The sequence below is a fragment of the Siccirubricoccus soli genome, assembly GCF_024178315.1.
Lineage (GTDB): Bacteria > Pseudomonadota > Alphaproteobacteria > Acetobacterales > Acetobacteraceae > Siccirubricoccus > Siccirubricoccus soli.
The window spans coordinates 24714-44921 of sequence record NZ_JAMZIK010000076.1 but is presented as its reverse complement, the minus strand read 5'-3'; the positions used below and the strand labels follow the sequence as shown (position 1 = coordinate 44921).

Genomic DNA, 20208 nt, shown 5'->3' with positions numbered 1-20208 from the left:
ATTCAGCAGCCCAGCTTATGGGCCAGGTCCTGGAAGTCCTTCGCCACTACGTTCCAGCTCCCCGTGGGCTCCAGATCCGTGGTCTGGTTCGGGCCATGCTCCGTCGGGCGGGGGACGAAGGCGGTGGCCAGGCCGCATTGCTTCGCCGCGGCCAGGTCGTTGTTGTGGGCCGCGACCAGGCAGAGCTCGGCCGGCTGGATGCCGAGCACCTCGGCAGTGCGCAGATAGGCTTCCGGCTGCGGCTTGAAGGCCTGCGCCACTTCCGAGCCGAGGATGCCGTCCCAGGGGATGCCGGCGCGCTTCGCCATGTTCAGCATCAGCGCGATATTGCCGTTGGAGAGCGGCGCGATGATGAATTTCCGCTTCAGCCGGGTGAGGCCGGCGACGGCTTCCGGCCAGGGGTCGAGGCGGTGCCAGGCGCGGTTGAACTCGTCCAGCTCCTCCCCGCTCATGCTGCCGGGGCTCAGGCCGTAATCCATCAGCACGGCTTCCAGGTTCTCCCGGTGCAGCACGTCCAGCCGGGTGAAGGGGCGGCGGCCGCTGCGGACCTGCTCCATCGCCGGCTGGTAGCGGCGGCGCCAGGCATCGGCGAAGCCGCGCGGGTCGATATCGCCGCGGCCGTGCCGGGCGAGGAACACCGCGGCGTCCCGCGCGATGCCCTCGCGCCAGTCCACCACCGTGCCGAAGACGTCGAAGACCAGCGCCTTCACACTGTCGAACCGCGATGCCATGGCTCTCTTCCTCCTGTGTCGGCCCGCGGCATGTCCTCGGCCGAAGGCGCCTCTGTGCGCCTTCGACACCGTCGAAGGCGGCCACTCACGAGCGCCATGGGCCGGTTTCCAGGTCAAGGCCGTAGCCGTGCCACACCGGAGGCGCGCTATTCGCGCGGCGCGCGGTGCCGCTACGCGGCATCCATGCCTTGGAAGCCGCCCCATGGCAGGGGCTTGAGGTGCGCCCGACGCCGTCGAGCGCGCATGAGCGCGCCCGGACGCGGCGGCGCCTGTGCTCCGCTACTCCCGCGCCCAGCGCTTCTCGAATTCCCACACCTCCGGAAAGCCCATCAGCTCCGTCATGCGCTTGAAGCCGTAGCTCTCGCCGATCGCGTTGCTGTCGCCCGCCGCCTTCAGATGGGCATAGGCCTTTTCCAGCGCCGCCGCCGCGGCAAGGAAGCCGATCGCCGGATAGATCGCCATGGCATAGCCGAGCTCCGCCAGCTTCGCCGCCGGCAGGATGGGGGTGCGCCCGCCTTCCACCATGTTCGCCAGCAGCGGCTTGTCGATGGCCTGGCCGATCGCCCGCATCTCCGCCTCGCTCTCCGGGCTTTCGATGAAGATGATGTCGGCGCCCGCCTCGGCATAGAGCTTCCCGCGGCGGATCGCCTCCTCCAGCCCCAGCGTGGTCCGCGCATCGGTCCGCGCGACGATCAGGAAGTTCGGATCCTGCCGCGCCTCCACCGCCACCTGGATCTTCAGCGCCATCTCCTCGGCCGGGATGACGCGGCGGCCGGGCGTATGGCCGCATTTCTTCGGCATCTCCTGGTCCTCGAGCTGGATGCCCGAGACGCCGGCCGCCTCATAGCCCATGACGGTGTGGCGGACATTCAGCAGCCCGCCATAGCCGGTATCCGCATCTGCGATCACCGGCGTCGCCACCCCCCGCGCCATCTGGCCGACCCGGGAGACCATGTCCGAATAGGTGGCGATGCCGGCATCGGCGACCCCCAGATGGGAGGCCACGGTGCCGAAGCCGGTGACGTAGAGGCATTCGAATCCGAGGCCGTCCGCCACCTTGGCGCTGATCATGTCGAAGATGCCGGGTGCCACGACGAATTGCTTCGCGGCGAAGGCGGCCTTCAGCGCGGGGTTGGCCATGGGTCTCTCCTAGTTATTGCTGCTTCTGGATATGGCCGGCGGCGGCGGCCGCGGCCCAGAGCTTGTCCTCCCGCTCCGCCGCCGCGGCGAGCGCAGTGCCGGGGCCGAGGGCGGGCTCGATGCCCATGGTAGCGAAGCGCTGCCGCAGCGTCGCATCCTCGAAGGCGCGGGTAAGGGCCTGGTACAGCCGCTCCACCACCGGCGCCGCCAGGCCTGAGGGGCCGTAGAGCCCGACCCAGCCGGGGAGGTCGAAATCCGGAATGCCCTGCTCCTGCACCGTTGGCGTCTCCGGGAAGAAGGGGGTGCGCGTCGCGGTGGAGACGGCCAGCAGGTGGACCCGGCCGGTCTGCATATGCGGCATGGCGCTGGCCGTGCTGGTCCAGCCCACCGGCAGATGGCCGGCGACGATGTCGTTCATCAACTGCCCGCCGGAGCGGTATTGCACATCCGGCATCTCCACCTTGGCGCGCCGCGCCAGCTCCTGCCCGATGAAGGACGACAGGCTCTCCGTGCTGCCGGTGCCGATGCGCCCCGGCTGCGCCTTGGCGCGCTCCAGCAGCGCGGGCAGGTCGGCGAAAGGCTGGCCGGTACCGGCGGCGAGCACCATGGTGTTCCGCGTCAGCAGCGCGACCGGGGTGAAGTCGCGGAGCGGGTCATAGGGCAGGGCAGGCAGGAAGTAGCGGTTGGCCACATGCGTCGAGACCACCGCCATCAGCGTATGGCCATCCGGCTCCGCCCGTGCCACCAGCTCGGTCCCGATCACGCCGGCGCCGCCGGCGCGGTTCTCCACCACCACCGGCTGGGGCAGGGCGGGGCGGAGCGCCTCGGCCAGGGCGCGGGCCAGCAGATCCGTGCCGCCGCCCGTGGCATAGGGCACCAGCAGGCGGATGGGCCGGGTAGGCCAGCCCTGGGCGAAAGCGGGATGCGCCAGGGCGGGCAAGGTCAGGGCCAGCAGGGCACGGCGGCCGAAATTCATGCTCGTTCTCCCCCTTCGCGCCCGAGTATCCGGCGCCTCGCCGGGGATGCAAGGGGCGCGGTTTCCGTGCCAGGATGGCGGGAGGCAAGGAGAGGAGAGGTCCAATGCCCGATGCCAGCGGCAAGCCGATGGCGGCGAGCACCGTCGCCGAGATCGAGCAGGTGATCCAGACCTATTTCGACGGGCTGTACGAGGGCGATGCGGAGAAGCTGGCCGCTGCCTTCCACCCCTGCAGCCACCTCTACTGGGCCAAGGATGGCGGCGTCGGCGACCTGCCGCGGGAGGAATGGCTGGCCGCCGTCCGCAGCCGCCCCTCCGCCAAATCCAAGGGGTTGGCGCGGGACGACCGGATCCTGCTGATGGATATCAGCGGGCCGGAGACCGCCTTCGTGAAGGTCGCCTGCCAGCTGCCGCCCCGCTACTTCACCGACTATCTGGTGCTGAACCGCACCGAGGCGGGGTGGAAGATCGTCAGCAAGGTCTATCGCTTCGAGACGCGGGATTGAGGAAGGGCTCTGGTTGCGGCAGTGCCGCAACTCCTCAAACCCCATCCCGCCAAGGGCCGAAGGCCCTTGGAGCCCTTGACTCTCGCGCTTCGACCGATGGGTCCGAGACTCATGGTTTCCAGAGGCCTTTCGGCCTTTGGCAGGGGGTGGTCGAGGGGGACAGCGTCCCCCTCGAATGTCAGGTATTGGGCCGCAGCAGGTAAGGCGCCCCGCTCCGCTCGCAGATGCCGCGGATCAGCGTATCCAGGCTGTCCGGCACCGGCACGCCGAGGCGGAGCCGTTCCTCCCGCATCCGGTCCTCCGGCTCCCCCGCCACCAGCACCGGCTCCGCCGGGTCGGCGGGCGGGGTGGCGTGCAGGATGTCGATGACGTCGTCCAGGTCGTTCTCGAACTCGCCCTCGGCACGGAAGGCGCGCGGGTCCAGCGCCAGGCAGAAATGCCCGATATTGTGCGGCAGGCTGGGGTCCGGGTTGCGGTTGCGGATGGGCGAGAAGCTGGCGCCGACCAGCGCGCCGCCCAGGATGTGCACCATCATCGCCAACCCGTAGCCCTTGGCGCTGCCGCGCTCCTCCACCCCGCCAAGGGGCGTGATGCCGCCTTCCTTGCGCTGGAAGACGAAGGCATTGCCCTCATGCGGGTCGGTCACGCTCTTGCCCTTGCCGTCCAGCACCCAGCCTTCCGGCAGTGGGGCGTCGTTCAGGTGGTGCACCTTCACCTTACCGGCGGCGACGGTGGTGGTGGCCATGTCCAGCACGAAGGGCTTGTTGCGCTTGGCCGGCGCGGCGAAGGCCAGCGGGTTGGTGCCCAGCACCGGCATGGCGCCGCGGGTCGGCACCATGGTGACGCCGCGGGTCGAGGAGGTGACCAGGCCGATGACGCCGCGCGCGGCGGCGATGCGGGCATAGGCGCCGGCGGCGCCGAAATGATGGCTGTTCACCACCCCGACCACGCCGATACCTTGCGCCAGCGCCTTGTCCACCGCCATGTTCATCGCCATGGCGGCGACCGGGTGGCCGAGCCCGTCCCCGGCATCGAGCAGGGCGGTGGGGCCGGTGTCCCGCACGACGCGGGGCAGGGCGCCCACCTTGATGCGGCCCTGCTGCACGCCTTCCTCATAGGTCATCAGCATCGACAGGCCATGGCTGTCCACGCCGAGCAGGTCGGTTTCCACCATGATCTGCGCGGTGGTCCGGGCCTGCTCCTCCGGCATGCCCCAGCGCGTCAGGATGGCATGGATCTGGGCACGGATGGCCTCCGCCGGCACGCGGCGCCCGGTGGTGACGTTCTTTGCCATGGGTCTGGACTTCCCTTCCTGCATGCGCCCCGGGCGCATGGCTGCAACCTGCCCCCCACCGTTGCCCCGGCACGGCTTGGCCGCGACGGGGTATGCGAGGAATGTTTCACTCGGGCCGAATGGACCCCAGGCGGCGCGCAGCGCCCCGCCTGGGCCGTCGGACGGGGCCCCACGCGAAGGCACGAAGCGACGTCGTGGAGGACTCAGTCCACGCTCGCGCCGGAGGCGCGGACGATCGGCACCCAGCGTTCGATCTCGCTGGCGATGAAGGCGCGGGTGCGCTCCGGCGTCATTCCCTCCGGGATGGTGTTGCCGAGCTGCACCAGCCGGTCCCGCACCGAAGGCACGCGCAGCGCCTCGCTGATCTGCTCATAGAGGAACTGCCGGATCACCATCGGCGTCCCCAGCGTCGCGCTCCAGGGCGTCCAGGTGGTCGCCTGGTATTGCGGCAGCCCGGCCTCCGCGCTGGTCGGGACATCGGGGGCCATGGGCGAGCGCTCCGGCGTCGCGATGACGATGCCGCGGACCGCGCCGCTGCGGAAATGCTCCGAGAGGAAGGAGATGGTGTCGGCCTGGAAATCCGTCCGCCCCGCGGCGAGATCGGTGAAGGCCGCAGCCGAGCCGCGATAGGGAATGTGCTGCGCCTCCACCCCCAGCATCTGCACCAGCATGGCGCCGGCGATATGCCCGGTGGTGCCGTTGCCGGAGGAGCCGTAGGTGTACTTGCCGGGATTGGCCCGCAGCAGGTCCCGGAACTCCGTCAGCGTCTGCACGCCGAGCGAGGGGCGCACCGCCACCGCGATGGCGGAATGGCTGCTGATGGTGATGTGATCCACGCCAGTCAGCGGATGGACCTTCAGCCGGTCCCCGTATAGCCCGACATTCAGGGTGTGGGAGCCGAGCGCGCCGACCAGCAGGGTGTAGCCATCGGGCGGCGTCGCCGCCACCGTCTCAAAGGCCACGGTTCCGCCGCCGGAGGGGCGGTTCTCCACCAGGAATTGCTGGCCGGTCTGCTGCGAGAGCTGCTGCGCCACCAGCCGGGCGTTGAGGTCCGCATTGCCGCCGGGGGCGAGCGCCACGACGATGCGCACCGGCCTGTTCGGATAATCCGTCCCCGGCGCCCGCGGCTGCGCCGCCGCGGTGCCGGCCAGCAGCGCCAGCGCCGCGGCAAGAATGGCCTTCATGCTTCTCCCCCGATCCCGTGCTCCAGCACGCCGACGCGATCCACTTCCAGCCGCAGCTTGTCGCCCGGCTTCAGGTAGCGCGGCGGGCTGCGGAAATGCCCGACCCCGGCCGGCGTGCCGGTGGCGATCACGTCGCCCGGCTGCAGGGTGACGAAGCGGCTGAGCCAGGCGACCAGCGCGGCCACGCTGAAGATCAGGTCGTGGGTGTTCCCCTCCTGCACCTTCTCCCCGTTCAGGAAGCAGCGCAGGCCGAGCTGCCAGGGCTCGCCCACCTCGTCGGCGGTCGTCAGGTAGGGCCCCATCGGGCAGAACCCGTCCAGCCCCTTGCCGAAGCTGGTCATGCCGATCGGATGGTCGAATTGCAGGGCGCGGTCGGTCAGGTCGTTCAGCACGGTGTAGCCGGCGACGTAGTCGAGCGCCGTCCCCTCCGGCACGTGGCGCGCCGGGCGGCCGATGACGACGCCGAGCTCCACCTCCCAATCCGGCTTCAGCGCCGCCTTCGGGATGGTGACGATGCTGCCCGGCCCGCAGACGGAGGAGGTGGGCTTCAGGAAGATGCGCGGCGCCTCCAGCTTCGGCCCGCCCACCTCCTTCGCATGGTCGGCATAGTTGCGTCCCACGCCGAGGATTTTTCCGGGTTGCAGCGGCGCCAGTAGCGTCACGGCGCTCAGCGGCCGCCGCAGCGTCACGCTTTCCGGTCGCGCCGCGAAGGCCAGCGCCCGGGCGGCCGCCACCAGCCCGGCTTCGCCCGCTTCCAGCAGCCCGCGCATGTCATCCGGCAGGCGCTGCGGCGCTTCGCCTGCGGCGGCGCAGGCCGCCTCCAGCGCCGGCTGCAGCGCCACCACCGCCTCGCCCAGCACGGCGCCGATGCGCGTCGTGCCATCGGCCTCGAACGTGATCAGCTTCATCGTTCAGGCCGCCATGGCTGCGTAGTCGAGCGTCGCCATGACCTGCACCCGCAGGATGTAGCGGTGCTCCGTCGGCCCGTAATCCGCGACGGCGTTGTGCACCGTGCCGATATTGTCCCACATCAGCAGGTCGCCCGGCGCCCAGTCATGGCTGTAGAGGTATTTCTCCTGCGCTTGGTGGCGGAACAGGAATTCCAGCACCGCGTCGCTTTCCGTGCGGTCCATGCCGGGGATGTACATGGCATAGCCGGGGTTGCAGTAGAGCACGCGGCGGCCGGTGATCGGGTGGACGCGAAAGATCGGCTGCTCCACCGGCGGCTTCTTCGCCCGCTGCTCCGGCGTCAACGCCTTGCGGATGCTGCCGGGGCGCTGGCGCATCACGTCCCAGAATTTCTCGAAATCGTGCACCGCCACGCGGCCTTCCAGCCGCGCCACCAGCTCCGCCGGCAGGTCGTCATAGGCGGCGTGCATGTTGCGGAACTGCGTGGCGCCCAGCGGACGGCCGTCGCGCAGCGGCACCAGCTTGGCGTGCAGCGCATTGGCCAGGGCGATGTCCTTCGAATAGGACATGTCGGTGTGCCAGCCCTGGCCGGCATCGTTCAGCCCCAGCGGCTTCCCCGCCGCGTCCCGCATGTTGGACAGGATCATCACCTCGGGATGCCCCGGGGCGTGGAACATGTTCGCCACATTCACTTCCAGCTCGCCGAAGCGGCTGCCGAAATCAGAGAGGTGCGGCGCTTCCAGATCCTGTCCCGGAAAGCACAGCACGCCGTACTGGCCGAGCGCCCGCAGCACGGTGCGGTGATCGGCGGGCGAGAGCGGGCGGGCGAGGTCGATATCCTCGACCCGGGCCCCGAGCCCGGCATTGTTCGGTATGATACGCATCGGCGAACCTCCGGCGGCAAAATCGGTCGGGCGACCGATGAGGTCAAGCTTGCGCCCAACGTTGGGGCGACCGAGCATGGCACCGGATGGCGGCCGGACTCCAAGGCCCGCCCGGAACGGGAGGAACCCCCATGCGAATCACCCGCCGGGCGCTGGCCGCCCTGGCGCTCGCCACCCCTGGCGTCCTCCCGGCTTGGGCCCAGGGCGAATATCCCAACCGCAGCGTCCGCCTCGTCGTCGGCTATCCGCCCGGTGGCAGCACGGATCTGGTGGCAAGGCTGCTGGCGGAACGCCTGGCGAAGCGCTGGGGCCAGCCGGTGGTGGTGGAGAACCGCGCGGGCGCCAGCGGCGCCCTCGGCGCCGACCAGGTGGCGAAGGCGCCGCCGGACGGCCACACCCTGCTGCTCGGCGCCTCGGCCGAGATGGCCATCCTCCAGGCCACCATGCGCAACATGCCGGTGGATGTGGCGAAGGACCTCGCCGGCATCACTTGGCTGACCCTGCAGCCCTTCCTGGTGCTGGCACATGCCGGGCTGCCGGTGGACAGCCTGGCGGATGTCGCCGCCTATGCCCGCACCCGGCCCGGCGCGCTGAATTACGGCAGCTTCGGCAACGGCACCTCCACCCATCTGGTGGGGGAGATGCTGCGCCTCGGCGCCGGCATCGACCTGACGCATGTGCCCTATCGCGGCAGCGGGCCGCTGATGGTCGATCTCATCGCCGGCCAGGTGCAGCTCTCCTTCGACACCATCCCCTCCGCCCTGCCGCATCTGCGGGAGAAGCGGCTGAAGGCGCTGGCGCTGTGCCATGACCAGCGTCTGCCCAGCGTGGCGGCGGTGCCGACGGTGGCGGAGGCGGGCTTCCCCTACCTCACCGGCGCCACCTGGGCGGTGCTGGCCGGCCCGGCGCGTCTGCCGGAGCCGATCCAGGCGAAGCTCTCGGCCGATGCAAGGGCGGTGATGGCGGAAGGGCTGGGCGCCCTGCTGCAGGAGCGGGGGCTGGAGCCGATGGGTGCAACGCGGGAGGAAACCGCCGCCTTCCTTGCCACCGAGCGGGAGAAATGGGCGGCCATCGCCGCCCGGGCGGAGGTGCGCATAGAATAGGGCATGGACTCGCCCGTTTCTCCCGCCGGCCCCCGCGTCATCGTCATCGGCGCCGGCATCGTCGGCCTCTGCACCGCCTGGCACCTGGCGCATGGCGGCGCCCGGGTGCTGGTGCTGGACGGCGAGGCGCCGGGCAGCGGCGCCTCCTCCGGCAATGCCGGGGCGATCAGCGCCGGCTCCGTCGCGCCGCTGGCCATGCCCGGCGTGCTGAAGCAGGTGCCGCAGATGCTGCTGGACCCCGCCGGGGCGCTGCACATCCCGCCGCGCTACTGGCCGCGCGCCGCGCCCTGGCTGTGGCGCTTCGTCGCCAGCGCCCGCCCGGCCCGCGTTGCCAGCATTGCCGAGGCGCTGGCCGCCCTCCTCTACGGCGCCATGGAGCAGCACCGTCTGATCCTTGCCGAGGAAGGCGCGCTGGATCTGATCAGCGAGACCGGCCAGCTCTACCTCTACCGCGACCGGGCGCATTTCCAGAAGGATGCCGGTGGCTGGGCGCTCAGGCAGCAGCACGGCATGCGGGTGGAATTCCTCGAGGGCAAAGCCGCGATCCAGGCGCTGGAGCCCGACATGCAGGGCGATTACCAGCTCGGCCTCTTCATCCCGGACCAGGGCAGCAGCGTGAACCCGCTGCGCCAGGCCCAGGTGGTGGCGCGGGGGGTGGAGCGGCTGGGGGGCGAGATCCGGCGCGCCCGTGTCACCGCCATCGCCACGGAGGGCGGCCGGGTGATTGGCGCCATGACCGAGGCGGGGCTGGAACGGGCCGATCAGGTGGTGCTGGCCGCCGGTGCCTGGTCCGCAAGGCTGCTGGCGCCGCTCGGGATCAAGGTGCCGCTCGAGACCCAGCGCGGCTACCACGTGATGCTGCCGGAGGCCGGTATCGCGCTGCGGCGCCCGGTGGTGCCGGCCGATCGCAAGGCCTTCATCTCCCCCATGGAGCATGGCTTGCGCATCGCCGGCACGGTGGAGTTCGGCGGGCTGGAGCACCCGCCGACGCCGCGCCGGGCGGCGCTGCTGCTGGAGGATCTGCGCAACGCCTTCCCCCAGGCCCGCACCGAGGGGGCGGAGGGCTTCTGGATGGGCCACCGCCCCTGCCTGCCGGACAGCCTGCCGGTGCTGGGCCCGGTCCAGGCCTGGCCGGGCCTCTGGTGCGCCTTCGGTCACGGTCATTTGGGGCTGACCGGCTCCGCCCCCACCGGGGCGGCGCTGGCCCGGGCCATGCTGGGCCCCGCGCCCAACCTGGACTTCGCGCCCTTCGCGGTGGAACGTTTCGGCTCGCGGGCCCGTCATGCGAGTTGATGCAGTTTCCGCCAGCCCTGCTACGGTTGTGCCGTGAACCTGCTCGCCCCGCCACGCGCGCGTCTGCCGATCGAGGTCGTCTTCGACCTCGTCTGCCCCTGGTGTTTCCTCGGCATCAGGCGGCTGCGGCGTACCCTGCGGGCGCGGCCGGACATCGCGGCGGAGCTGGTCTGGCGGCCCTTCCTGCTGAACCCGGACCTCTCCCCCCAGGGCGTGCCGCGGCAGGAATATCTGGTGCGGAAATTCGGCGGCGAGGAACGCGCCCGCCGCCTGCACGGCACCATCGCGGAGCTGGGCCGGGCGGAGGGGGTGGATTTCCATTTCGAGCGCATCCGCCGCGTGCCGCATTCCCTGGACGCCCACCGCCTGGTCCGCTGGGCCGCCCGCTACGGCGCGGCGGACCCGATCGTGGAGGCGATCTTCGAGGCCTATTTCCTGCACGGGCTGGATATCGGCGAGACCAGCGTGCTGGCCGGCATCGCCCAGCGCCAGGGGCTGGACGGCCAGGCGGCGCGCCGCTTCCTCGGCACGGTGGCGGAGGTGGAAGCGGTGCATGCGGACAATCTCCGCGCGCATCGCCTGGGCATCAACGGCGTGCCCTGCTTCGTCATCGCCGGCCGCCACGCCATCGCCGGCGCGCAGGAGCCGGAGGTGCTGGAGCGCCTGCTGGACGTGGCGCTGGTGGAGGGGATGGGCGCCTGAGCGCCGCACCGCCTTGCATCCCCGGGCGCCTGCCTTGGCCGCGACCGCTCGCTGTCCTGTCGCAGGCCAGGTCGCGCCCGCCCTTCCATGGCGCCCACGGCCTTCCCGCAGGCGCTGGCCGCCGCGGCTGGAGCAGATCGCCGTAGGGCGGCGTCGCCTGAAGGCATGAATCTGCTCTGCAAACAAGGGCGTGGAGCGTTTTTGGTGAACGCATGTGCTCCGGAAATGCTCTAGTGTCTTTCTTTCGAAGTCCTGCGGACTTCGTTCTCGGGCCGCCAGCCATTGTTTTCCGTGGCCTGCCGATCCGCTGCGTTCGTGGGAACTCCCACGAACTTCACGGACAGGCCACTCGCGGCTGGCGCGGTTCCAGGCGGGCAGACCCGCGCCATCCCGATGGTTCGGCAGGTGTCATGCCGGCGGCCGTTGATCCTGGAGCATGCTGCGTTCGCTTGCGCTCACGCAGCATGCTCTAGGCCGTTGTTTCGCGAGCAGCTTCACGCGTTCAGATGATTCCAGCTGAACGCGATCTGCTCTAGCCGATCGACCGCCCCTCCATCGCCGGGCGGGCCGCCTCCGCGGCCCATGGCCACGGGGCACGGGCCGCATGCGCGGCCTCGGCATTGGTCAAGGATCAATGCCGCTGCCATCAGGCTCGTCAGGCGACTCCGTCCGGCCTGAAAATGCCTCCGCCCAGGCCGGGGGCGGTCTTCGGGGGCTGCGGCGCCGGGCCCATCCCCACCAGCCGCCGCGGCCAGGCGAAGGGCTGCACCAGCAGCCGGTAGGCGGCCAGGGAGAGCAGCGTGGCCAGCGGCCAGGCGAAGAGCACGGTCGCCATCGGCCCCCAGCCCCAGCCCAGGGCCAGCACGCCGAGCGCCAGCACCGGCACATGGTGCAGCACATAGACCGGCATGGTCGCCTCCCCCAGCCAGGCCAGCAGGGGGGAGGGGGAAGGGGGGTGCCGCCCGGCATAGCCCAGCGCCGCGCCGATGGAGCCCCAGGCGCAGAGCCCGACCCCGATCCGCCCCACCACGCCTTCGCCGGCCAGCAGCACGATGGCGAGCCCCGCCAGCGCCATGGCCAGCAGCCAGGGTGCCTCGGCGCGCAGCCGCGCCTCCCAGCCCGGCCAGGCGGCAAAGACCCCGCCCGCCAGGAAGCAGGCGGTGAAGTAGAGCAGGTTGCCCCAATCCTGGGTCAGGTTGGGCAGAAAGGGCCAGTAGGCGCCCGTCGTCAGGATCAGCAAGGCAAAGCCCGCGGCCGGCAGGAAGGCCAGCACCCGCCCCGGCATCCATTCCCTCCGCGGCACCCGGGCGAGGCGCAGCAGCACCGGCAGCAGGGCCAGGGAGATGACGAAGAGATAGGCCAGGAACCAGAGATGCGACCAGGTGAGCAACTGCACCCGGCCGAAATAGCGCGAGAGGAACTCCACGAAGCCGTAATCCGGCGGCGTCACCAGGCGGAAGCCGTTGATGCGCAGATCCCGCCCCTGGCCCAGCTCGATCCATTTGATGACGGGGCCGAGCAGCACCACCCCGGCGACAAGCGGCAGCAGCACCCGCTCCGCCCGGTCCCGCAGGTAGCGCTGCCAGGGGCGCCGGCGCAGGGAGGCGACGGCGGACCAGCCCGCCAGGACGAAGAAGATCGCCAGGGTGGAGATGCGGAAGGCCTCGTAGAAGATCGTGGCCGGCAGCCAGGGGGCGGCGCTCTTCACATGGTAGCGCGGCTCCGCCGCGAAGATCAGCAGCGCATGCGCCAGGATGACGCCGCCGCAGACGATGATGCGCAGCAGGTCGAGATCGGTGCGGCGGGTGGCCGCGGGCCGGTATGTTGCCATGGCGGCGTGATGCGGCAGGCGGGGCCGTTGCGCAAGCGGTGCGGTGGAGGCCGTGCCGCGGCCCGTCGGCGGCGTGGCAGCCGCCCCGCGGCGGAAGCCCCCGCGGGGCGGCGGTTGGGGGAGGGGCGCCGACGACGCCCCCGGCGGCAGGACCACCTGGCTCAGGCCGAGGCGAGCTGCCGCTGCCCCCATTCCACATGCCGTCGCGCTTCGGCATTGGTGTGGTCCAGCGCCAAGGCCATCTCGTAATGGGCCAGGGCCTGTGCCGCCTGGTTCGCCAGCTTGAACAGGTGGCCAAGCTGGAGATGCAGGTCCGCATCCCGCGGCATCAGGCTCAGCGCCTGGTTATAGGCCTCATGGGCGGCCTTGAGGTTGCCTGCCTCCTTCAGCATGTGGCCGTACTGCACCCAGATCCCGGCCTCGCCCGGCTGCTGATGGAGCGCCTGGCGATAGGCCCGCGCGGCCGCGATCCAGTCCTTCCGGCCGCGGGCCGCGTCCCCGGCCGCGACGGCCTGGGAGAAGTCGTCCAGCTCCGGGTCCGGGTCTTCCGCGATCGCCACGCTGCCGGCCGGCAGCTCCGCCAGCTTCCGCCCGGCCAAGGGCGGCACGGTGCCGGCGCCGCGCATGGCGTCGTGCAGCGCGTCGCGCACCCCGGTCAGGTGGGTGTCCCAGGCCGGCGGGGTGAAGCGGGCCAGCGCGGCGCGGCGCGCCGCCCGGGCCTCAGCCGATTCGGCCGCATAGGTCAGGATCCGCTCGCGCCAGCTCCGCGCATCAAGCGGGTCGACCGGGTCGGCCAGGCCCTGGCTCGCCTCCCGCAGCACCGGGATGTCGGAGCAGATGACCGGCACCCGGAGGGCCAGCGCCTCGACCACCGGAATGCCCCAGCCCTCCGTGAAGGTGGGGAACAGCACGGCGCGGGCGTTCTGCAGCCAGGCCCGCATCTGCGCGTCGCTCAGCCCGCTCAGCTCGATGACATGCGGCCGCAGCGCCTCGCAGCGGTCGAGCATGGCGAGGACATGCTGGCACTCCCAGCCGCGACGGCCGATGAGCACCAGCTTCGGCACCTGCTCCGCCGGCAGCTCCTGTGCCATGGCGCGCCAGAGATGCAGCAGGGTGATGTGGTTCTTGCGTGGCTCGATGGTGCCGACGCAGACGAAATAGGGCCGGTCGATCGGCGGTGGCGCCGCCGGCGCCTCTGCCTCGAAGCCCTTCTCGATGCCGATCCTCGCCACATGGATGGGCGGGCAGCGGAAGCCATTCGCCGCCGCCCAGGCCTCGACGCTCCGCTGCGTCGCGGCCGAATTCACGATGAGGGCGCTGCCGAGGGAAAGGGCGGTACGCATCCTCTCCTCATGCACCGCCTTGTCCCCAGGGGCGACGTATTCCGGGAACTCGATCGGGATGAGGTCGTGGATGAAGAACACGCCGCCGCCGCCGACATGGTGCAGCAGCCGGCCGAGCGCCTCCTGCTCTGAGAGGCCGTGATGCGAGGCGTTCAGATAGATGCAGCGCGGGTAGCGCATGGCGAATTGCCGCGGCCCGGCGGCTGCGGCGGCCAGCGCCGCGCCCTCGGACGCCGGGCCGAGCAGCCCTGCCTGCTGCAGCACCGGCTCGATCTCCGTGCCGGGCCCGCCCTCGATCCAGCGTTCCGCGAGATGCGCGAGCAGCCGCCGGGCGACCGAGCGTGGCACCTCCACGATGGCGCCGCCGCGCTGGGCGACCGGCATCGCCGGCCCCCACTCCCCGCCCGCGGCGCAGAGGGCGTAGCGCAGATCCACCCGGTCGATCCCGGTGGGGGTGCGGTTGGCGTGCCGGGCGATCAGCCGGCTGATGTCGTAGAGGATGCCGCCCCCCGGCGGCAGGGCCGGGGCGCTCATCGGCCCCACTTCATGTTGAGCGTCGTCCTGAGGGCGTCGCGGGTGACGTCGAAATGCTGCAGCGGCGGCGGGGCCTCGCTATGGCCGAGGATGTAGGCCCAGTAGGGCGCCTCGAAGATCGCCGGCGGCGCGGCGACGTACTGCCCCTTCTCGAACACCTCTTCGTGCGTCGCGCCGGTGACGTCCACGGCCAGGGGTCGGTCGATGTAGCGCTGGATCGGCCGCTGGAAGAACGGCGCTTCCATCAGCGTGCCGGAGGACAGGCTGGCCACCACCTCGATCTCCGGCCGCGCCAGCAGATCGTAGATATTCGCGTCGATCCACTCGCAGCGCGGCAGTGAGGCGACGAACCCCTTCAGCTCGGCGGCGTCCCGCCGGTGGGGGTGCACCTTGTAGTACACCTTCGGATAGCGCGAGGAGAGCTCGAACAGCGCGGCCTCGACATCCTCGGTCTCATACATCCGGCCGCGATGGATCAGTGAGGAATCGTGGTTCATCTGGCCGATGAAGAGGGCGGCGCCCGGTTCCAGATCCGTCCTGCGGAAGACGCGGACGGTGCGGGCGGCGGAGAGGCGGGCGAAATCGGCGAAGACCCTGGGCGGCACCTGCAGCGCGTGCAGGCGCCGGCTGACGGCCGGGACGTTGCTGCGGATGCCGAACACGTAGTCCGGCAGGTAGCGGATGGGATGGATGGTCAGGTCGATGAAGCCGATCCCGTGCCGGTCGAAGATCTGCCGCAGATAGGGCGGCATCTCGTAGGTGATGACGAGGTTGCCGGCGAAGCGGCTGGCGATCTCCTCCTCCAGCGCCGCGTCATCGAGTTCGGCATAGAGCGAGGCCCAGCCGGCGGAGCTGAACTCCCGTTGCAGCCGCCGGTAGACGGAGAGCCGGGCGAGCGGGTTCGGATAATCCTCCGCGACGAAGGCCCGGCTGGCCCGCCCGGTGATCTCCCGTAGCAGCGGGCCGAACAGCGCGTGAATCCAGGCGATGTTGGTCGCCTGCGGATTCGCTAGGCGCTTTGGCTCATGGTCGTCCACCCGCAGCAGGTCGCCGGTGAAGACGATGCCGCCGGCGCTGCTGACCAGCGCTGGCTCTGCCGCCTGCTGCGGCTTCAGGACGGTCATTTGGACGGTTTTCCGTATCTGGGTGAGCAGGGATTTGCGGTGGCGCGCGTCGGGGGCGGGACCTTCGATGGCAGCAGGTTCCGAGGCTGCGGGGCTTGGCTCCGCAGGGACAGGCGTGGGGGTGGGGTTGGCCTCGCCCGGCTCCGCCGTGGCGCAGGCGCCGGGCACCGCCTCCCCGGCTGCCAGCCGGGCGAGCCAGCGGGACAGGGGCTCGGCCGGCAGGCGAGGATGCGGCTGCGCCCCCGCCGCCGCGCCGACGGTGAGGAAATGCACCAGCGGGTTGCCGGCCGGCTGGTAGCACTCGGCGTACCAGGCGGGGTCGAAGAGCGGGTTGGGCGAGATCCCCTCGGCCGCGCCGAGCTGGACGAAATGGGTCAGCGGGTTCACCCCTGCCGCCCGCAGCCCGGGGATCTGCGCGCCGTAATAGGCCGGGTCGAAGGCCGGGTGAGGCGAGAGGCCGGCGGCGAAGCCTTCCGTCAGGTAATGGCGGAAGAGCTGCGCGGCCGGCACGCCCGGCACCTGGGCGGCGTACCAGGCAGGGTCGAAGAGCGGGTGCGGGCTGGCCCCCGTGGCCGCGCCGCAGCGCAGGTAGTGGCCGAGCGGGGTGACGGCGGCAAGGCGCCAATCCGGCTGCGTCACTATGTAATGCGCCACGTCGAAGAGCGGATGGGGCGCCGCCAGCGGCGCTTCCCGCACCTGCCAGGCGATGGCATCGCGGGCCTTGGCGGCCTCCGGATGCTGCTCCACGAACCAGAGCGCGTCGAACAGGCCGGAGGCGGCGATGCGGGCGATTTCCACCGCCACCGGGTCGGTGGGCGGCGCTTCCGGCTCCGCCTCCGCCGGGGCGGGCAGCAGCCGGCCGAGATATTCCAGCAGCCCGCGCCCGGAGAGGGGCCGGGCGCCGCCACCCGGCTTCGGCGGCAGCAGGGTGAGGCTCATGGCGCCACCCCCTGCCCGGACACGGTTCCCGATCCGGCAGCTCGGCCGGGACCGGCGTCACCGGCAGGGGGAGGGCACCTGGCTGCTTCTGCAACCCGGATTTGGCGCGCATTTTGCGGCATTGCGGAGGATCCGTTGCGGTGGGCGAGAACGGACTTACGGCCCGGCTCCTGAAGAGGCCGTTAAGGCGGCGGCCCCCCGCTGCAGTTACCCGGCGTTGACGAACCGGCTGCCGCCTCGCCGCCCTGCCGGCCAGTGCCGATTGACCGCGCGGCGGCGCTGTGCCGCACTCCGACCAACCGGGGAGGGCCCGGTCAAGGAAGGAGCAACGCCATGTTTCTCGAACAACGGATCTACACCGCCCATGCCGGCAAGCTGCCGCTGTGGCTCAAGGCCTATGGCGAGATCGGCGGCGCCGCCTCCGGCCGCACCCTGACGCCGCTGATCGGCATGTTCACGGTGGAATTCGGCCAGATCAACCGCGTGCTCTTCGTCCGCGGCTTCGACGACATCGACACCCGCGAGGAGAACATGCCGAAGCGGGATGCCGACCCCGATTGGCAGCGCTTCCTGGCGACGACCCGGGAGACCGGCGCGCTCTTCGCGCAGGAAGCCAAGCTGCTGAAGACCCTGCCCTTCTCCCCGCTGCAGAAGGTGGGCCAGCCCTTCGAGCGGAAGATCGAGGGCACCGGCATGTTCGTCGATCACCGCACCTACGACTTCCACCCAGGCAAGATGCAGGCCTGGATCGACGCCTATCGCGATCTCGGCCTGCCGGTGCAGCAGCGGCTGCTCGGCCAGCTTCTCTGGTTCGCGGTGACCGAGGTGGGGCCGATCAACCAGGTGGTCTTCGCCTGGGCCTATTCCTCGCTGGGCGACCGTGACCGCCGGCGCACGGCGATGGCGGCCGATCCGGGCTGGGCGGAGTTCCAGAAGGCCACCGCCCCGCTCGGCGCGCTGAAGCAGCAGACGAACCTGATCCTGAAGCCGGTGCCCTGGTCGCCGATTCGCTAGGATTCGAATGATGCGGTTTTTCCTCGCCGCCCTCCTTGCCCTCGGCCTTACGGCCGGGGGCGCCCGGGCGGGACAGACCTTCGACAACGTCAAGGCCCGCGGCACGCTGAATTGCGGCGTCAATGTCGGCGTCGCCGGCTTCTCCCTGCCGGACAGCCAGGGCGTCTGGCGCGGCATGGATGCGGATCTCTGCCGCGGCCTCGCCGCGGTGATGTTCGGCGACCCTGCCAAGGTGCGCTTCGTGCCGCTGACCGCGGTGCAGCGCTTCACCGCCCTGCAATCCGGCGAGATCGACGTGCTGATCCGCCAGACCACCCTCACCATGACGCGGGACACCACCCTCGGCCTGCGCATGGTCGTGGTGAACCTCTATGACGGCCATGGCTTCATGGTGCGGAAGGACGCCAACATCTCCGACCCGAAGGAGATGGACGGGATGACCATCTGCCTCTCCCCCGGCACGACGAACGAGCTGGTGACGACGGACTGGTTCCGCGCCAACAACCTGCGCTTCACCCCGCTGCTGCAGGAGCGGATGCAGGACAATGCCGCGGCGCTGCAGGCCGGGCGGTGCGACGCCATCGGCACGGATGCGACGCAGCTTGCCGCGCTCCGCAGCCAGTTCACCCGGCCGGGCGATTTCGTCATCCTGCCGCAGCGCTTCTCCAAGGAGCCCTATGGCCCGGTGGTACGGCGCGACGACCAGGAGTGGTTCGACGTGGTCCGCTGGACCGTCTCCGCCCTGATCCAGGCGGAGGAGCTGGGCGTGACCAGCGCCAATGCCGAGCAGCTGCGGCAGAGCCCCAACCCGGATATCCGCCGGCTGCTGGGGACGGATCCGGTGCTGGGCCAGGCGCTGAAGCTGGACCCGGCCTGGGCCTACAACCTGATCCGCGCCATCGGCAATTACGGGGAGCTGTTCGACCGCACCATCGGCCCGAAGACCCCGATCGGACTGGAGCGCGGCCTCAACCGGCTCTGGACCGATGGCGGGCTGATGTATTCCTGGCCCATGCGGTAACGCCCCGCGACGCTGCTGCGCGGCTTCCTGGAGGCTGAAGTCGCTGGGCGCCTTCGGCCTCGCCCAGCCTGCCGCAGCCAAGCTGCGGCAGGCACCCTCTGGCGTCGGATGTCATAGCCTCCGTGCGCCGGCGATCGGGGTGCGGCCGGCCAGCGGAATGGGCAGGGCGCGATAGGCATCCAGCCCCCGCCCCACCGTGCCGGGCGCCGCCGGCATCACCGCCGCCCGATCCGCGCCATTGGAGAGCATGAAGCCGCCCCCGCCCGAGACCGGTGGCGCAGCCTGCGGCGGCTGCGGGCGCAGTGCCGCCATGGCCGCCGTCGGGGCTTCCGGCGTGCCCTGCTCCGCCAGCAGCGCCGCTGTCACCCTGGTACGGTAGGCGCTGGCGAATTCCGGCGTCTGGGAATGGTAGTGGCTGGCCGTCACCATCCAATCCCCCCGCGTCGCCTGCAGCTCGTTCAGGAAGCGGGCGGCGTAGCGGGCATTGGCCAGCGGGTCGAAGGCCTCCTCCAGGCTGGCGAAGGCGTTGGGGTGATGCCGCAGGTTGATCTGCAGGCAGCCCACATCGATGGAGCGCACCCCCTGGGCCTGGAGCTGCCGCACCGCGGCAATCGCTGCCGCCTTATCCGGGAAGAAACTGCCGCGCCCCTCGGCATTGATGGTCCAGGGCCACGGGTGGAAGGCGCCGCTCCCCGGGTCCCGCCGTCCGCTCTCGACGCGCCCGATCGCCGCCAGCAGCCGCGGCGGCAGGCTCGCCTCGCGCTCCACCGTGGCGATGGCGGCGCGGCAGAGTTGGCCCTGTTCCAGGGCCTGCGCCGCAGCTTGCCGCGGCAGGGCCAGGGCGAGCAGCAGCAGGAGCAGGGCGGGCATGGCAGCGGTCTCCTCCCCGGCCGGCGGCAGGGGCGGAGAGGGCAGCGCAACCGGTGTGCCAAAGGGGAAGGTTGGGGGCGGCTGCCTATTGGCGGCAGTGCCGCCAACCCCCTGCCGGGGGGTGGACTCCCCCCCGGACCCCGGTCCGAGTTCACGGCCTGACGGTGCAGCCTGCCGACCCGGGAGGCAGAGCCGAAGCCCCCGTCCAGGGCCTCAGTTCACCGGGTCGAGCAGCACCACCGGGATCTCGCGCTCCGTCTTCTTCGCGTAGTCCGCGTAGGGCGGCCAGAATTTCAGCGCCTTCTCCCACAGCCCGGCGCGCTCCGGCCCGGTGACGGTGCGGGCGCGGACGGGGATCCTGCGGGTGCCGACCTGGATCTCCGCCAGCGGGTTCGCCAGCAGGTTCTTGTACCAGCCGGGATGGTCCGGCGCCCCGCCCTTGGAGGCGACGATGATGAAGCTGTTGCCTTCCGTGCCGTAATAGAGCGGGAAGAGGTATTTCTCCCCGGATTTGCGCCCGGTGGTGATCAGCAGCAGGGCGGGAACGGTGATCGGCTGCCCGTCCGGCAGCTTCGCATCGTACATGTGGCCATCCGTGCCGCCGCTGGAGAGGTAGCGGTGCACATGATCCAGCATCCATTGCGGCAGGTTCGGGGCGATCTTGGCGTCGGACATGGACGGCTCTCCTTCCTGTTGGAGGCTAGCATGTGGGTCGCCCGCGCCCCACGGGAAGGCGGCCCCGCGTCTTTGATGGGGAGCCCCGCGGCGGCAGGCCGCGCGAGGCCTTGGTCACTCCCGCGTCCCGGCAGA

18 protein-coding genes are annotated in these 20208 nt (G+C 71.0%); 6 read left to right on the top strand and 12 right to left on the bottom strand.

All coding sequences use genetic code 11. The annotated features are described in order from the left end of the window. Positions 1 to 2: 2 nt before the first annotated feature. From NJ376_RS12870 to NJ376_RS12860, 3 genes are all read right to left on the bottom strand, one after another. Positions 3 to 731 (bottom strand): haloacid dehalogenase type II, encoded by a 729-nt coding sequence (locus tag NJ376_RS12870; RefSeq protein ID WP_252953671.1) that lies wholly within the window; start codon positions 729 to 731, stop codon positions 3 to 5. Between the two features lie 279 nt (positions 732 to 1010). Continuing rightward, positions 1011 to 1871 (bottom strand): isocitrate lyase/PEP mutase family protein, encoded by an 861-nt coding sequence (locus tag NJ376_RS12865; protein WP_252953670.1) that lies wholly within the window; start codon positions 1869 to 1871, stop codon positions 1011 to 1013. Between the two features lie 13 nt (positions 1872 to 1884). After that, complete coding sequence (locus NJ376_RS12860; protein WP_252953669.1) at positions 1885 to 2847, bottom strand: Bug family tripartite tricarboxylate transporter substrate binding protein; 963 nt, start codon at positions 2845 to 2847, stop codon at positions 1885 to 1887. 104 nt (positions 2848 to 2951) lie between these two features. Here NJ376_RS12860 and NJ376_RS12855 point away from each other — a divergent pair, with 104 nt between their 5' ends. After that, on the top strand, positions 2952 to 3353 hold the full coding sequence (locus tag NJ376_RS12855) for a nuclear transport factor 2 family protein (RefSeq protein ID WP_252953668.1): 402 nt from the start codon (positions 2952 to 2954) through the stop codon (positions 3351 to 3353). A gap of 178 nt (positions 3354 to 3531) precedes the next feature. Here the strand turns inward: NJ376_RS12855 and NJ376_RS12850 are convergent, their stop codons facing one another. From NJ376_RS12850 to NJ376_RS12835, 4 genes are all read right to left on the bottom strand, one after another. Further along, positions 3532 to 4647, bottom strand: a complete 1116-nt coding sequence (locus NJ376_RS12850) for an Ldh family oxidoreductase (RefSeq protein ID WP_252953667.1) — start codon at positions 4645 to 4647, stop codon at positions 3532 to 3534. 203 nt (positions 4648 to 4850) lie between these two features. Continuing rightward, positions 4851 to 5831 carry a Bug family tripartite tricarboxylate transporter substrate binding protein gene (locus tag NJ376_RS12845; RefSeq protein ID WP_252953666.1) on the bottom strand — a complete coding sequence of 327 codons (981 nt, stop codon included), beginning with the start codon at positions 5829 to 5831 and terminating at the stop codon, positions 4851 to 4853. Continuing rightward, positions 5828 to 6739, bottom strand: a complete 912-nt coding sequence (locus NJ376_RS12840) for a fumarylacetoacetate hydrolase family protein (RefSeq protein WP_252953665.1) — start codon at positions 6737 to 6739, stop codon at positions 5828 to 5830. Before NJ376_RS12840 ends, NJ376_RS12845 begins: the two co-directional genes overlap by 4 nt. A 3-nt stretch (positions 6740 to 6742) precedes the next feature. After that, positions 6743 to 7624: a TauD/TfdA dioxygenase family protein gene (locus NJ376_RS12835; RefSeq protein ID WP_252953664.1), complete on the bottom strand. Its 882-nt coding sequence runs from the start codon at positions 7622 to 7624 to the stop codon at positions 6743 to 6745. A 131-nt stretch (positions 7625 to 7755) separates the two neighbouring features. Here NJ376_RS12835 and NJ376_RS12830 point away from each other — a divergent pair, with 131 nt between their 5' ends. The 3 genes from NJ376_RS12830 to NJ376_RS12820 are packed head-to-tail and all read left to right on the top strand — an operon-like array spanning position 7756 to position 10722. Then, on the top strand, positions 7756 to 8727 hold the full coding sequence (locus tag NJ376_RS12830) for a Bug family tripartite tricarboxylate transporter substrate binding protein (protein WP_252953663.1): 972 nt from the start codon (positions 7756 to 7758) through the stop codon (positions 8725 to 8727). 3 nt (positions 8728 to 8730) lie between these two features. Continuing rightward, a complete protein-coding gene (locus NJ376_RS12825) occupies positions 8731 to 10020 on the top strand; it encodes an NAD(P)/FAD-dependent oxidoreductase (RefSeq protein ID WP_252953662.1) in 1290 nt (429 codons plus the stop codon). A 33-nt stretch (positions 10021 to 10053) separates the two neighbouring features. Beyond that, positions 10054 to 10722, top strand: a complete 669-nt coding sequence (locus NJ376_RS12820) for a DsbA family oxidoreductase (protein WP_252953661.1) — start codon at positions 10054 to 10056, stop codon at positions 10720 to 10722. Positions 10723 to 11377: 655 nt separating this feature from the next. Here the strand turns inward: NJ376_RS12820 and NJ376_RS12815 are convergent. The 3 genes from NJ376_RS12815 to NJ376_RS12805 all read right to left on the bottom strand — a co-directional run bounded on the left by NJ376_RS12815 (position 11378) and on the right by NJ376_RS12805 (position 16493). Continuing rightward, positions 11378 to 12553, bottom strand: coding sequence for an acyltransferase family protein (locus NJ376_RS12815; RefSeq protein ID WP_252953660.1), 1176 nt, complete (start codon positions 12551 to 12553; stop codon positions 11378 to 11380). A gap of 161 nt (positions 12554 to 12714) precedes the next feature. Further along, positions 12715 to 14430, bottom strand: a complete 1716-nt coding sequence (locus NJ376_RS12810; RefSeq protein WP_252953659.1) for a glycosyltransferase family 4 protein — start codon at positions 14428 to 14430, stop codon at positions 12715 to 12717. Beyond that, positions 14427 to 16493, bottom strand: a complete 2067-nt coding sequence (locus tag NJ376_RS12805) for a hypothetical protein (RefSeq protein ID WP_252953658.1) — start codon at positions 16491 to 16493, stop codon at positions 14427 to 14429. The genes NJ376_RS12810 and NJ376_RS12805 overlap by 4 nt, the downstream gene beginning before the upstream one ends. Before the next feature lie 333 nt (positions 16494 to 16826). Between NJ376_RS12805 and NJ376_RS12800 the strand changes: the two genes are divergently transcribed. Together NJ376_RS12800 and NJ376_RS12795 are read left to right on the top strand one after the other, a co-directional pair. Then, positions 16827 to 17507: an NIPSNAP family protein gene (locus NJ376_RS12800; RefSeq protein ID WP_252953657.1), complete on the top strand. Its 681-nt coding sequence runs from the start codon at positions 16827 to 16829 to the stop codon at positions 17505 to 17507. Between the two features lie 7 nt (positions 17508 to 17514). Then, on the top strand, positions 17515 to 18528 hold the full coding sequence (locus NJ376_RS12795; RefSeq protein WP_252953656.1) for an amino acid ABC transporter substrate-binding protein: 1014 nt from the start codon (positions 17515 to 17517) through the stop codon (positions 18526 to 18528). A 111-nt stretch (positions 18529 to 18639) separates the two neighbouring features. Here the strand turns inward: NJ376_RS12795 and NJ376_RS12790 are convergent, their stop codons facing one another. Together NJ376_RS12790 and NJ376_RS12785 are read right to left on the bottom strand one after the other, a co-directional pair. After that, a complete protein-coding gene (locus NJ376_RS12790; RefSeq protein ID WP_252953655.1) occupies positions 18640 to 19398 on the bottom strand; it encodes a transglycosylase SLT domain-containing protein in 759 nt (252 codons plus the stop codon). 213 nt (positions 19399 to 19611) lie between these two features. Beyond that, the gene (locus tag NJ376_RS12785) at positions 19612 to 20073 is read right to left on the bottom strand and encodes a nitroreductase family deazaflavin-dependent oxidoreductase (protein WP_252953654.1); all 462 of its coding nucleotides are present in this window, start codon (positions 20071 to 20073) and stop codon (positions 19612 to 19614) included. Positions 20074 to 20208: the final 135 nt, after the last annotated feature.

Excerpts from the sequence above, each read along its gene's own strand:
- NJ376_RS12870 (WP_252953671.1), bottom strand. The coding sequence starts at position 731 with ATGGCATCGCGGTTCGACAGTGTGAAGGCGCTGGTCTTCGACGTCTTC.
- NJ376_RS12865 (WP_252953670.1), bottom strand. The coding sequence starts at position 1,871 with ATGGCCAACCCCGCGCTGAAGGCCGCCTTCGCCGCGAAGCAATTCGTC.
- NJ376_RS12860 (WP_252953669.1), bottom strand. The coding sequence starts at position 2,847 with ATGAATTTCGGCCGCCGTGCCCTGCTGGCCCTGACCTTGCCCGCCCTG.
- NJ376_RS12855 (WP_252953668.1), top strand. The coding sequence starts at position 2,952 with ATGCCCGATGCCAGCGGCAAGCCGATGGCGGCGAGCACCGTCGCCGAG.
- NJ376_RS12850 (WP_252953667.1), bottom strand. The coding sequence starts at position 4,647 with ATGGCAAAGAACGTCACCACCGGGCGCCGCGTGCCGGCGGAGGCCATC.
- NJ376_RS12845 (WP_252953666.1), bottom strand. The coding sequence starts at position 5,831 with ATGAAGGCCATTCTTGCCGCGGCGCTGGCGCTGCTGGCCGGCACCGCG.
- NJ376_RS12840 (WP_252953665.1), bottom strand. The coding sequence starts at position 6,739 with ATGAAGCTGATCACGTTCGAGGCCGATGGCACGACGCGCATCGGCGCC.
- NJ376_RS12835 (WP_252953664.1), bottom strand. The coding sequence starts at position 7,624 with ATGCGTATCATACCGAACAATGCCGGGCTCGGGGCCCGGGTCGAGGAT.
- NJ376_RS12830 (WP_252953663.1), top strand. The coding sequence starts at position 7,756 with ATGCGAATCACCCGCCGGGCGCTGGCCGCCCTGGCGCTCGCCACCCCT.
- NJ376_RS12825 (WP_252953662.1), top strand. The coding sequence starts at position 8,731 with ATGGACTCGCCCGTTTCTCCCGCCGGCCCCCGCGTCATCGTCATCGGC.
- NJ376_RS12815 (WP_252953660.1), bottom strand. The coding sequence starts at position 12,553 with ATGGCAACATACCGGCCCGCGGCCACCCGCCGCACCGATCTCGACCTG.
- NJ376_RS12810 (WP_252953659.1), bottom strand. The coding sequence starts at position 14,430 with ATGAGCGCCCCGGCCCTGCCGCCGGGGGGCGGCATCCTCTACGACATC.
- NJ376_RS12805 (WP_252953658.1), bottom strand. The coding sequence starts at position 16,493 with ATGAGCCTCACCCTGCTGCCGCCGAAGCCGGGTGGCGGCGCCCGGCCC.
- NJ376_RS12800 (WP_252953657.1), top strand. The coding sequence starts at position 16,827 with ATGTTTCTCGAACAACGGATCTACACCGCCCATGCCGGCAAGCTGCCG.
- NJ376_RS12795 (WP_252953656.1), top strand. The coding sequence starts at position 17,515 with ATGATGCGGTTTTTCCTCGCCGCCCTCCTTGCCCTCGGCCTTACGGCC.
- NJ376_RS12790 (WP_252953655.1), bottom strand. The coding sequence starts at position 19,398 with ATGCCCGCCCTGCTCCTGCTGCTGCTCGCCCTGGCCCTGCCGCGGCAA.
- NJ376_RS12785 (WP_252953654.1), bottom strand. The coding sequence starts at position 20,073 with ATGTCCGACGCCAAGATCGCCCCGAACCTGCCGCAATGGATGCTGGAT.